Annotated in this window: 9 protein-coding genes; 4 read left to right on the forward strand and 5 right to left on the reverse strand. The window is 61.0% G+C overall.

From position 1 onward, the window contains the following. The first annotated feature begins 123 nt into the window (after window positions 1–123). Window positions 124–1,122, forward strand: coding sequence for an acyltransferase family protein (locus GN234_RS04440; RefSeq protein ID WP_325073128.1), 999 nt, complete (start codon window positions 124–126; stop codon window positions 1,120–1,122). Between the two features lie 69 nt (window positions 1,123–1,191). On the opposite strand, the gene GN234_RS04445 is transcribed toward GN234_RS04440, so the two are convergent. Next, the gene (locus GN234_RS04445; protein WP_176687945.1) at window positions 1,192–3,306 is read right to left on the reverse strand and encodes a TonB-dependent siderophore receptor; all 2,115 of its coding nucleotides are present in this window, start codon (window positions 3,304–3,306) and stop codon (window positions 1,192–1,194) included. A 210-nt stretch (window positions 3,307–3,516) separates the two neighbouring features. Here GN234_RS04445 and GN234_RS04450 point away from each other — a divergent pair, with 210 nt between their 5' ends. Continuing rightward, a complete protein-coding gene (locus GN234_RS04450) occupies window positions 3,517–5,313 on the forward strand; it encodes a methyl-accepting chemotaxis protein (protein WP_176687946.1) in 1,797 nt (598 codons plus the stop codon). A 196-nt stretch (window positions 5,314–5,509) separates the two neighbouring features. Here GN234_RS04450 and GN234_RS04455 read toward each other — a convergent pair whose 3' ends face one another. After that, window positions 5,510–5,707 carry a YbdD/YjiX family protein gene (locus GN234_RS04455; protein WP_003201656.1) on the reverse strand — a complete coding sequence of 66 codons (198 nt, stop codon included), beginning with the start codon at window positions 5,705–5,707 and terminating at the stop codon, window positions 5,510–5,512. 13 nt (window positions 5,708–5,720) lie between these two features. Next, window positions 5,721–7,781, reverse strand: coding sequence for a carbon starvation CstA family protein (locus GN234_RS04460; RefSeq protein WP_116832321.1), 2,061 nt, complete (start codon window positions 7,779–7,781; stop codon window positions 5,721–5,723). 314 nt (window positions 7,782–8,095) lie between these two features. Here GN234_RS04460 and GN234_RS04465 point away from each other — a divergent pair, with 314 nt between their 5' ends. Continuing rightward, a complete protein-coding gene (locus GN234_RS04465; RefSeq protein ID WP_116832320.1) occupies window positions 8,096–9,457 on the forward strand; it encodes a cache domain-containing protein in 1,362 nt (453 codons plus the stop codon). Window positions 9,458–9,488: 31 nt separating this feature from the next. Next, on the forward strand, window positions 9,489–10,121 hold the full coding sequence (locus tag GN234_RS04470; protein WP_109756583.1) for a response regulator: 633 nt from the start codon (window positions 9,489–9,491) through the stop codon (window positions 10,119–10,121). A 115-nt stretch (window positions 10,122–10,236) separates the two neighbouring features. Here GN234_RS04470 and GN234_RS04475 read toward each other — a convergent pair whose 3' ends face one another. Next, complete coding sequence (locus GN234_RS04475; protein WP_176687947.1) at window positions 10,237–11,109, reverse strand: SDR family oxidoreductase; 873 nt, start codon at window positions 11,107–11,109, stop codon at window positions 10,237–10,239. 56 nt (window positions 11,110–11,165) lie between these two features. After that, on the reverse strand, window positions 11,166–12,395 hold the full coding sequence (locus GN234_RS04480) for an arabinose transporter (RefSeq protein ID WP_176687948.1): 1,230 nt from the start codon (window positions 12,393–12,395) through the stop codon (window positions 11,166–11,168). Window positions 12,396–12,499 lie beyond the last annotated feature (104 nt).

Here is a 12,499-nt window from a genome sequence, read left to right on the forward strand (position 1 = left end):
TAAGTGTCAAAAGTGACAATTGCCCCCACTACCCCGCCGCCGCTCCGCAAACCTCTGTTAACGGCTCGCAAAGCCACATAACGTACCGCGCAAACGGATCAACTCTGATTAAGGATGATGCGCGTGGGGGTTTATCGGTTGCTGTTGGCCCTGCTGGTGGCGGTTTCGCATATGGGCGTGACGTTCATGGGGTTCAACCCCGGCGTCGTTGCCGTGGTGTCCTTCCTGATCATCAGCGGTTTTGTGATGACCTCGTTGATCGAGAGAACCTACAAAACCCCGGGGCAAATCGGCCTGTTCTACATGGATCGACTGCTGAGGCTGTACCCGCAGTTTTTGGTGTACTTCGTCCTGTCCTGCGCGGTGATCCATTTCCTGCTGCCGGGAACACCCCAGGCAGCAGCGCTGACCCTCGAAAACATCACCACCAGCCTGCCGATCGTGCCATTGGGTTTCTACATGTTCGGCATCACCGTGCCCGAAATCCTGCCACCCGGTTGGTCGCTGGGCCTGGAAATGTGTTTTTACCTGCTGATCCCGTTCCTGATCCTCTACAAGGCGCGGGGTATTGCTTTTGCGGTGTCCGTGACGGTGTTCATGCTCGCCTCGCTGGGCTACCTCGACACCGACATCTACGGCTATCGCCTGCTGCCCGGTGTGCTGTTCATTTTTCTTTGCGGCAGCTACCTGTATCGGGTCCGGGCCAAGGGGCTGTGGATCGTGTCCGTCACCCTGCTCGTTGCCGCGTTGATGTTCCTGAGCATTGTCGTGGGGATCATTCCCCGTCGGCCTTTCAACGCCGAGGTGACCCTGGGCATCGCCCTGGGCCTGCCGGCGGTGTTTTTGCTCAGCAAGCTGAAGCATCACCGACTGGATGAGTTCCTGGGCAATATCAGCTACGGCGTGTTCCTCAACCACTTTGTGGTGATGTACGTGTTGCGGGCATTCTGGCCGGTCGAATACAACGCCCTGATCATCACCGCGGTGCTGGTGCTGTCGTTCGCGTTGAGTGGCGTGTCGTACTACGGGGTCGAGCGGCCGGCGCTGAAGCTTCGTCATGCTCTCAGGTCGGGCGTTAAATCCGCTGCCACACAGGCTCCCGTTGGCAGCACGGTGGCTTAGTCTCTGACCGCCGTACAAAAAATGCCCGGGACGCAGGTCCCGGGCATTTTGTGTTTCAGTGCGGCGGAATCAGAACGTCACGCTGGCGCTCAGCTTGGCGGTACGCGGCTCGCCGACGTTGACTTGCAACTGGCTGCCGGTGGAGGACGGGTAGTACTGCTTGTCGAACAGGTTGTCGACGTTCAGTTGCAGTGAGGTCTTGTGCCCGAACACCGGCGACTCCCAACGCAGGAAGGCGTCGGCGACGGTGTAGCTGCTGAGCCAGAAATCATTCGCGGCATTCGCGGCCCGCTCTCCAACATAACGCGCACCGGCGCCGGCGTGCCAGGCACCGAATTCAGCCGGCACGTTCAGGTGGTGGGTCAGGTAGAGGCTAGCGGTGTGCTTGGGTGCGTCGGGCAGGCGATGACCTTCGTTTTTCGGGTCATCCAATATCTCGGTATGGGTGTAGGCGTAAGTGCCTATCAAGTCCCAGCGGTCGGCCAAGCGACCGGTGATGTCCAACTCGAGACCTTGGGAGCCGACTTTGCCGGCGGCTTCGGAGACGTCGTCAACAGTGGTCACCACGTTCTTTTTAACGATGTCGAACAGGGCGAGGTTGATGTTCAAACCTGGCAATGGATCGTACTTGGCGCCGATTTCATAGCTGCGACCCTCTTCCGGTTTGAATGTACGACGATCCTTGTCGACCACGTCATTGGGTTTGAACGACCGGCTGTAGTTGCCGTACAGCGACAGGGTTTCGGTGGCTTTGTAGACCAACCCCAGGAATGGCACGAAGGCGTCACCGTTGTCATCGCGATTGACGTCATAATCCTTGCCTAAACCTTGATCGCTGTACTGGTCGTAGTGTTGATAACGACCTCCGAACACCAGAATCCAACGGTCATCCAGATGCCAGTTATCCTTCAAATAGATCGAACTGGAATTCAACTGGTTGCGCAGATCACTGTCGGTAGAGCTGACCAGGCTTGGCTCTGGCAGATTGCCGTAGACCGGTGAAGTGATATCGAAACCAGGCTGAACTTTCCCACGGTAAGTCTTGCCCCGGAACTGATCGGACACCTGATTATCAATGCCAACCAACAGGTCATGACGCTGGCCGAACAAGTCCTGCTTACCCATGAAATCCCAGCTGGCGTAACGGGTCTCATCATCGTAATGAGCGCCATTGGCCCGTCGGCTCAACATATTTCCAGTCAGGGTAACAGGCTGCGCAATCGAAAGACTGTACCGATCATTGTTCCAACCATAAGTCACACGGGTCTTCCACGCCTCACTCAACTCATATTCGAACCGCGCCGTAGCCGTTTCGCGAATACCGACACTTTTGGCCCAAGGCTCATCCATGCGCTTGTCGTAGTCGATATCCACCGGATGCCCATTCCTGAACACCGTACCCCGGTCAAACGGATTGGAATATTCGTTGTATTCATAACTCAAATTCAACGAAGCCCGCTCCCCCGTCCAAGCCAAGGACGGCGCCACCAGCGTGCTCTCATTGACGCCATAGTTGCGCCAGTAGTCCTCATGCCCCCGCTCGGCAATCAAGCGATACGCCAGGCCGGTATCGCCCAACGGCCCGGTGGTATCCAGGGCCATGGTGCCGCCACCTTCGCTGTAGGCCGAACCGCTCAAGGTGGTGCTCTGGGTGTACTCCGGCTTTTTGCTGATGACGTTGACCAAGCCACCGGGTTCCAGCGCGCCGTACAGCATCGAGGCCGGGCCCTTGAGCACTTCGACCCGCTCGGTGGTGGCACTGAAGTTGTGCCCCAGGTTCGAACGCACGCCGTCGCGCAGGATCGAGCCATCGTCATTGGTACCGAAACCACGCTTGACCAGCGAGTCCCGCGAACCGCCCAGGGTATTGCCCTGGCTGACACCGCTGACGAACTTCATCGCGTCGTTCAGCGAGCGCACCTGGTAGTCCGCCAAGGTCTGCTGGGTTACCACATTGATCGACTGCGCTTCTTCCTTGATCGGTACATCGCTCTTGCTCGCCGTACTGGCTTGCGACGTCGTATAGCCCTCGTCCTGAGTGACGCGACTGCCCTGGATGTCCGTGGCGGGCAGCTCGAGAGAGTCCTGCGCCCACAATGGGCTTGCAATGAAGCAGCAGGACAAGGTTGGCAATACACACTTGATGAAGACATTGCGATTTGCGAGGGGGGTGGAACGATTCAAGACGCGCACTCTGGAAGGGACGTTAATGAGAGCAAATATACTTTGAGAATCATTCCCAGTAAATCTTTTGTATCAAATGTAATTCCCCAAACCCTGTGTGAACGGGCTTGACCTCACAGGGTGATATCAAATAGCCCTATTGTCCTAAAGCTTTTGCGCTCGCGGTCGAATGTATTCCATTGAGAGATTTTTTTGCCCAGGAGCGGTGGCATGCAGACGTTGAAGGCCTTGTACGAGTCTATCGAGATGCAGTTTTTCGATACGCTCACCAAAAAGCTGTCGAGCCTTTTCCTGCTGGTGCTGGTCAGTGGCTTGCTCTATTGGGTAGCCCTCAGCGCCCGCGCCGAGATCCTGCTGTTGTTGCGCAACGCGCAACTGGACGGTGCCTTGCTCGGGCAGATCGAAGGCCGGCTCGATAGCCTGACCCATGCCCTGCTCTTCGGCGCGGTCCTGACGCTGGGCATGATCAGCTTCATGGTCTGGTATTTCCGCCACCTCATCGTGCGCCCTGTCACCGCCATGACCAAGGCCCTGGAAGAGATCGCCAACGGCGAAGGCGACTTGTCCAAGGACCTGCCGCTGGTGACCCACGACGAGATTCGCGTGCTGGCCGGCACCTGTAACCGTTTCCTGGCCAAGCAGCGGGAAATCATCAGCAACGTCCAGGCGCTGACCGTACACATCGCCGTAGAGTCGGCCCGCTCGCTGAAGAACATCAGCGACTCCAGCGACAGCGCCACCCACCAGGCCCGCTTCGCCAAGGAAGTGATGGACCAGAGCAACACCGCCGTGGGCCGCATCGAAGAAGTCTCGCGCCAGACCCAGGGCATCTCCAGCACCACCGCCCAGAACCTGAGCATGGCCCGCGACTCCTACGCCGAACTGTTGGAAGTGACCGGCAACATCAGCGAAATTTCCAACAGCCTCGGGGAATTCGCCACCCTGGTGAGCGCCCTGAACCAGCGTTCCTCGAGCATCAAGTCGATCGTCGGGTTGATCCAGCAGATCTCCGCCCAGACCAACCTGCTGGCCCTCAATGCCGCCATCGAAGCGGCCCGGGCCGGCGAAAGCGGTCGTGGCTTCGCGGTGGTGGCCGATGAAGTGCGCACCTTGGCCCAGAACGTCAGTCGGGCCACCGACGATATCTCGCGCAACATCGACGCCATGCTCGAGGAAGTCAGCTCCACCCACGAGCAAACCACGCAGATCAGCCACAGCGCCCGGGAAACCCAGAAAGTGGTGGAACGCGCCTCCGGCCATTTCGAAAGCATGATCGGCGATTTCGAATCCACCAACGGCAAGCTGGCGGACATCGCCACCCATATCCAAGAGTTCGCCGACAGCAACACGGGGATCAACGACCGGGTCACCCAGATCCACGCCGACAGCCAGTTGATCGACCAGCGCATGCAGCATTCGGCGACGGCCACCCGCGACCTGTCCGGCGTGGCCGAAAAGGTCCAGGCGTTGCTGGGTCGCTTCGTGCTCGGCCACGGCAAGCTGGACGCTGCCATTACCCGCGCCAGCGAGTGCCGCGATAACTTGCAGGTTCGTCTGGAAGCCCTGCAAGGCGAAGGCCTGAACCTGTTCGATCAGAATTACCAGCTGATTCCCGGCACCGATCCCAAGCAGTACATGGCCAGCTATACCGAACGCTTTGCCCAGGTCTGCCAGGAAGAATGCGACAAACTCACCCGCAGCACGCCGGGTGGCAAGGTTTCGTTCATTGTCGACAGCAAAGGCTATTGCCCGGTGAACAACAGCTGGGTCTCGAAGCCGCCGACCGGCGACCGGACGGTGGATTTGCCAGTGTGCCGCAACAAGCGGATCTTCAACGACCCGATCGGCCTGCGCGCGGCGGGCAACGTCCAGCGCTTCCTGCTACAGACCTACCTGCGCGATACTGGGGAAATCATGACCGAGATCGACGTCCCGTTCTTCTTCGGCGGCCGCCATTGGGGCAATCTGCGAGTGGGGTTCGATGCGGCGGTGTTGCTGGCGGAGTGATGGTGCGGTAGCACGACTCCTGCTCCGCCCACAAGGGTTCTGTGGTGCATGCAAATCCTGAGACCACCTCAAAACAACTGTGGGAGCGAGCCTGCTCGCGATCGCGGTGGGTCAGCCGCATGATCTGCTAACTGACACTACGCCTTCGCGAGCAAGCCCGCTCCCACAGGGGGGTTACCTCAATCCAAGCGATGCTTCAGCAGCACTTGGGCCCACCCTTGCCGCCGTAACGGGCCTCCTGGCGTTCGCGAAAGAACGCCTCGTAGTCCATCAACGGCTTGTCCGGGTGTTTGGTCTGCATGTGCTCGACGTAGTTGTCGTAGTCGGGCATGCCGACCATCAGGCGGGCGGCCTGACCGAGGTATTTACCCAGGCGACTCAAGTCATTGAACATCGTTGCAATCCTCTCAAGCGTCCGGCAGTGCCTGGAATGGCGCTTCTTTGTCCGTGCGTTCCTTGGTGCCCCAGGCGGCGATGCCGACCTTGAGCGCGTAGAACAGGATGCTGAAGACCACGAACAGGAACAACACCGTCAGCGTCGCGTTGGTGTAGGCGTTGAACACCACGTGCTGCATCTGCTCGATGCTCTTGGCCGGGGCCAGGATCTGGCCGGCGGCCAGGGCATCGTTGTATTTGCGTGCCAGGGCCAGGAAGCCGATCGCCGGGTTGGCGTCGAACAGCTTGATCAGGCCCGCGGTGGTGGTGCAGATCAACAGCCAGGACGCCGGCAGCAGCGTGACCCAGACGTAGCGCTGGCGCTTCATCTTGATCAGCACCACGGTGGCGAGCATCAGCGCGATACCGGCCAGCATCTGGTTGGAGATGCCGAACAACGGCCACAAGGTGTTGATGCCGCCCAGCGGATCGATCACGCCCTGGTACAGCAGGTAGCCCCACAGCGCCACGCAACCGGCGGTGGCGATCAGGTTGGCCGGCCAGGATTCGGTACGTTTGAGCGAAGGCACGAACGAGCCGAGCAGATCCTGCAGCATGAACCGCCCGGCACGGGTGCCGGCGTCCACCGCCGTGAGGATGAACAGCGCCTCGAACAGGATCGCGAAGTGGTACCAGAACGCCATGGTGTTTTCACCCGGCAGCACCGAGTGCAGGATCTGTGCGATCCCCACCGCCAGGGTCGGCGCACCGCCGGCACGGGCCAGCACGGTGGTCTCGCCGATGTCCTTGGCCACTGCTTGCAGCGCCTCTGGCGTGATGGCGAAGCCCCAACTGCTGACAGTCTGGGCCACGGCCACCACGTCACCGCCGACGATCGCCGCCGGGCTGTTCATGGCGAAGTACACGCCTGGCTCGATCACCGACGCGGCGACCATGGCCATGATCGCCACGAAGGATTCCATCAACATGCCGCCGTAACCGATGTAGCGGGCGTTGGTTTCGTTATCCAGCAGCTTGGGCGTGGTGCCCGAGGAGATCAGCGCATGGAAGCCCGAGACCGCGCCGCAGGCGATGGTGATGAACAGGAACGGGAACAGCCCGCCCTTCCACACCGGCCCGGTGCCGTCGGTGAACTGGGTCAGCGCCGGCATTTTCAGCTCGGGCATGGTCACCAGGATACCGATGGCCAGGGCGACGATGGTGCCGATCTTCAGGAAGGTCGACAGGTAGTCCCGCGGCGCCAGGATCAGCCACACCGGCAGTACCGCCGCGACAAAACCGTAGCCGATCAGCATCCAGGTGATCTGGATCCCGGTGAAGGTGAAGGCCTTGGCCCAGACCGGGTCGGCGGCGATCTGCCCGCCCAGCCAGATCGAGCCCAGCAGCAACAGCACGCCGATGAGCGAGATCTCGCCGATGCGGCCCGGGCGGATGTAGCGCATGTAGAGGCCCATGAACATCGCGATCGGGATGGTCGCCATCACCGTGAAGATGCCCCACGGGCTCTCGGCCAGGGCCTTGACCACGATCAGCGCCAGCACCGCGAGGATGATGATCATGATCAGGAAGCAGCCGAACAGCGCGATGGTGCCGGGGATGCGGCCCATTTCCTCGCGCACCATGTCGCCCAGGGAGCGCCCGTTGCGGCGGGTGGACAGGAACAGGACCATGAAGTCCTGCACCGCACCGGCCAGCACCACGCCGGCGATCAGCCAGAGCGTACCGGGCAGGTAGCCCATCTGCGCCGCCAGCACCGGCCCGACCAGCGGCCCCGCGCCGGCAATGGCCGCGAAGTGGTGGCCGAAGAGAATGTGTTTGTTGGTCGGGACATAGTCCAGCCCATCGTTGTTGAGCACGGCGGGGGTGGCCCGGCGCGCATCGAGTTGCATCACGTTGTTGGCGATGAAGAGGCTGTAGTAGCGGTAGGCGACCAGGTAGATGGCCACGGCTGCGACGACGATCCAGAGGGCGTTGATCGGTTCGCCGCGGCGCAAGGCCACGACACTCAACGCACAGGCTCCTAGAACAGCCACGGCAAACCAGGCGAGGTGTTTAACCAGACGGGTTGTCATTGCGTGTCTCCTGCCGATATCCAGTGGATTGCGGCGATTGTTTTTATAGTGTGCCCCGGCTATTCGGAGCCGGCCCAATATCCCTGCAATGGGTCAATAAATAAATCCGTAGTACTACGTAGAACCCCAATTTCCCCTGTGGGAGCAAGGCTTGCCCGCGATAGAGTCAATTCGGTCTTTCATACACCGCGGCGCCTGCATCGCGAGCAAGCTTTGCTCCCACATGTCTTGCGCCACAGGTTTTATGCCTCACCCATGGGTTTGGCATATGATGCCGCCATTGGCCTCCCCGCCGAGTCCGGACAGGAATACAGATGCTGCTCAAACACAAAATCGTCGCCCTCGGGATTCTGCCGCTGGTCCTGGCCATCGCCGTCATCTGCGCCCTGGTGATCTCGCTCAACCGCCAGTTGGGCGACCAGCAGGCGCAACTGATCGAAGACAGCATCCTGGCGAGCAAGCGCGCCGAGCTGAAGAACTATGTCGAAATGGCGCAGAGCCTGATCGCTCCGCTGTATGACAACGGCCAGGGCGACGAGCGCGCGCAACAGCAGGTACTGGAAGAACTGCGCAAGCTCAGCTTCGGCATCAACGGCTATTTTTTCGTGTATGACCGCCAGGGCCGTAGCCTGATGCATGCCCGCCAATCGGAGCTGGTGGGGCAATACCTCTGGGACATGAAGGATCCCCACGGCCTGCCGGTCATCCAGGCATTGCTCAAAAGCGCCGAGTCAGGCGAAGGGTTCCAGCGCTATGCCTGGAACAAACCCTCCTCCGGCCAGGTGACCGACAAGCTGGCCTATGTCGTAATGCTGGATAAATGGGGCTGGATGCTCGGCACCGGGATTTACCTGGAGGACGTCGAACGCGCCACCCAGCAAGCCCGCGACGAAGTTGCCCAGGGCATCCACAGCACCATGCAAGCCATCGCCGCGATCGCGTTGGTGGCGGTCCTGCTGGTATTTGCCGGCGGCATGACCCTCAACGTCAGCGAACATCGCCTGGCCGACAAAAAGCTGCAGCGCCTGAACCAGCGCATCGTCAGCTTGCAGGAAGAGGAACGCTCGCGGGTTTCTCGCGAACTGCATGACGGCATCAGCCAACTGCTGGTATCGATAAAATTCCAGTTCGAACTGGCCAGCCATGTGTTGGAGAACGGCCAGGAAAACGGCCTGGGCATTCTGAAAAATGCCACCGAGCGGCTGGGCGAAGCCATCGGCGAGATCCGTAGCATCTCCCACGACTTGCGCTCGTCACTGCTCGACACCCTGGGCCTGCCCGCCGCCATCGGCCAGCTCGCCACCGAATTTCAACAACGCAGCGGGCTGGAAGTGTCCTACCGAAGCAACGAATTCGATTGCCGCCTCGAAAATGGCGCCCCTGTCTCGCTGTTTCGTATTGCCCAAGAAGCCCTGACCAATATCGAGCGCCATGCCGGGGCGAAAAGTGTCGGCATCACCCTGTTCGGCTCCAGCCAGTCCTTGCGCCTGACGGTGGTCGACGATGGGATGGGGTTCAACGTCCCGCAAGTGGAACGCGGCCATGCCGGCATCGGCCTGCGTAACATCCGCGAACGGGTCGAGCATTTCGGCGGACGCCTGGAAGTGACCTCGGTGCCGGGCCGCAGCGAGCTGGACATCCTGCTGCCCATGAACCTCTCGGTCACGGAAAGCTGATGCGCCCCCATTCCAACAAGAGCACCTGCCGATGAACCTGCCCCCCGTGATTCGCGTTGCGCTGGTCGACGACCACTCTCTGGTTCGCGACGGCATCAGGGCCCTGCTCTCGGTGATGCCGCAGCTGGATGTGGTGGGCGAAGCCGAGAACGGCGCGCAGGCGATCGAAATGGTCGGTCGCTGCCAGCCGGATCTGCTGCTGATGGACATCGGCCTCAAGGACAAGAACGGCCTCGAGCTGACCCGGCTGCTGGGCAAGCAATACCCCAGCCTCAAGATCCTGATCCTCAGCATGTACGACAATTACGAGTACGTGAGTGAGTCCGTGCGTTCCGGTGCCAGCGGCTATGTGCTCAAGAATGCGCCGTCGCGGGAGATCATCGCGGCCATCGAAGCCATCATCAGCGGCGGCACTTTCTACAGTGCCGAGATTGCCCAGCGACTCGCCACCGACCCAAACACCGATAACGAGCTGACGCCGCGCGAAAGCCAGGTGTTGTACAAAATGGTCCAGGGCCTGAACAACAAGGAAATGGCCCGCGAACTGGACATCAGCGTACGGACCGTTGAAACCCATCGCCTGAGCATCCGCCGCAAGCTGAACATCGACAAGCCCGCAGCCCTGGTGAAATACGCGATCGATCACGGGATCATTTCCCGCTAGAAGAACCCTTGTGGCGAGGGGAGCTTGCTCCCGCTCGGTTGCGCAGCGACCGTAAAATATTGGGGTCGCTGCGCAACCCAGCGGGAGCAAGCTCCCTCGCCACAGGTTATTCATTTCAATCGGCGTGGTAATAGCCCGGCAACTCAAGATCGGCCAACAGGCCCGGGCTACTACTTGGCGTCCAGCCCAGCAAGGCACGGGTGTACTGGCTGGACACCGCCATGTTCGCGCCCGCCATGTGGGCGAACCAACCGAAGTGCTCGCGCTCCCGGGACTCGACCGGCAACCCCAGACCACGACCGATTGCCAGGGCAATGTCCTTGAACGGCACCGCCTCGTCGGCGACGGCGTGGTAGACGGACTGCGTCACGCCCTGTTCCAGCGCCAGCCGATAGACCCGTGCGGCGTCCAGCCGATGCACACCCGACCAGCAGTGACTGCCATCCCCGAGGTAGGCCGAGACGCCCGTCTCCCGGGCCAGGCGAATCAGGATAGGAACGAACCCATGGTCGCCGAGGCCATGGACCGAAGGGGCCAGCCGTACTGTCGCGACCCGCACCCCGCGCTCGACCAGCGCCCGGGCCGCCGTTTCGGATTTACGTGGCGAGGCCGGGCTGGGAACCTCCAGCTCGCTCGCCCCCCGCGTCAGACCCAACAGGCCCGACGTCACCAGCAAAGGTCGCTCGGATCCTTGCAGCGCGCTGCCCAAGGTTTCGATCACATGGCGATCCTGCTCAGCGTTCTCGACAAACCGCGAGAAATCATGATTGAACGCCGTGTGAATCACCGCATCCGCCGCCGAGGCGGCCTGGTGCAGCACGTCGAGGTCGTCCAGCGTCCCACGGATCACCTTGGCGCCGGTCCCGGCCAGTGCTGCTGCCTTGTCATCGGAACGGGCCAGGCCCGTGACCTGATGGCCGGCATCGATCAATTCCTGGACCACGGCAGATCCAACCCAGCCCGTGGCACCGGTAACGAATACGTGCATGTGCAATGCTCCTGTTCTAAAAAGCGAGATCGAAAATCTTATAACCCATCGAAAGCTCAGGATTTGTATAGAACTTGTGCTTCCCGCCCTCTGAGCAGCATCAAGGCCACTGCGAAGGACAGTGCAACGGCGATGGCGCCACCCAGGTAAACCGCACCGATCCCCCAGCCACTCGCCAACAACCCGGCCAGCGGGCTGGTGATACCCAGGGAAATATCCAGGAACGCGACGTAGGCGCCCATGGCAAGACCGCGTGCCTGCGGCGGTGCTCGCCGTACCGCTTCCACGCCGAAGCCGGGAAACGCCAGGGAATAACCGAAACCGGTGAATGCCGCGCCCAAATAGGCAATGGTCGCGGTGTCGGCATCCCAGATCAGCAGCAGCCCAACGGTTTCGATCAATACGCAGACCAGCGCGACCCGGGCGCCGCCGATCTTGTCCGGAAGGTGCCCGAAAAGCAGGCGCGCCGCGATGAACGCCACACCGAACGCCGTGAACGCCAAGGATGAATTGCCCCAATCCCTGGCCGCGAACAACAGCGCGATAAAGGCCGTAACGACACCGAAGCCCACGCTGCAAAACGCCAACCCCAGGCCTGGCACCCACACGGCGCCCATCACTTTGTAGAACGGTGCTCGCCGGGTCGCCGTGGGCGCCACAGCCCGGACACCCGTGACAATCGCCAGCGCCAGCAGCGGGATAAAAATCGTCGCGACGGCAATGCCCGTGAACCCCCAGCCGGTATTCAGCGCCACGCCGAGCGGAGCGCCCAGGGCATACGCGCCGTACATGGCGATACCATTCCATGCCATGACCTTGCCGGCATGCTGCGCACCGACCAGGCCGATGCCCCAGCCCAACGCGCCAGTGACGATCAGGCTTTCACCCAGCGCCAGCAGGACACGTCCGCCCAGCAGCAGCCAGACCGAAGTGACAGGCGCGGCAACGAACGCCAGGGAAACCAGATAAATCAACCCGGAAACCGCCGCAGTCACCAGGCCAACCATGACAGCGCGCTTGCCGCCGCGCATGTCGGCGAAGTTACCGGCCCAGGCGCGGGACAACAGCGCCGCGGCGAATTGCGCGCCGACCACCAGGCCGATGACCAGCGTACCCATGCCCAGCGTGTCATGCAGGTGAAGGGGCAAGACCGGCAATTGCATGCCCAGGGTGAGAAAACCGATGAATACCGTCAGTGTGAGTGGCAACAGCTTGAGCACCGTCTTGGCGTCAGCGGTTGCCTGAGGCGCCAAGGAGGCGCCCTGATGAACGTTTTTTTGAGTCATAACCCTGCTCACAGAAAGGATGCGATGTGACGTTGAACGTTGTTCGTGGAGCCGACTAGAATGCGATCAATTCGTCGCATTCAAGATACGAATAATCCGTCGCA

It is taken from the genome of Pseudomonas bijieensis (genome assembly GCF_013347965.1).
GTDB classification, from domain to species: Bacteria; Pseudomonadota; Gammaproteobacteria; order Pseudomonadales; family Pseudomonadaceae; genus Aquipseudomonas; species Aquipseudomonas bijieensis.

Bases quoted from the DNA above. Each gene is read 5' to 3' on its own strand.
- GN234_RS04450 (WP_176687946.1), top strand. From the start codon at position 3,517: ATGCAGACGTTGAAGGCCTTGTACGAGTCTATCGAGATGCAGTTTTTC.
- GN234_RS04455 (WP_003201656.1), bottom strand. From the start codon at position 5,707: ATGTTCAATGACTTGAGTCGCCTGGGTAAATACCTCGGTCAGGCCGCC.
- GN234_RS04460 (WP_116832321.1), bottom strand. From the start codon at position 7,781: ATGACAACCCGTCTGGTTAAACACCTCGCCTGGTTTGCCGTGGCTGTT.
- GN234_RS04465 (WP_116832320.1), top strand. From the start codon at position 8,096: ATGCTGCTCAAACACAAAATCGTCGCCCTCGGGATTCTGCCGCTGGTC.
- GN234_RS04470 (WP_109756583.1), top strand. From the start codon at position 9,489: ATGAACCTGCCCCCCGTGATTCGCGTTGCGCTGGTCGACGACCACTCT.
- GN234_RS04475 (WP_176687947.1), bottom strand. From the start codon at position 11,109: ATGCACGTATTCGTTACCGGTGCCACGGGCTGGGTTGGATCTGCCGTG.
- GN234_RS04480 (WP_176687948.1), bottom strand. From the start codon at position 12,395: ATGACTCAAAAAAACGTTCATCAGGGCGCCTCCTTGGCGCCTCAGGCA.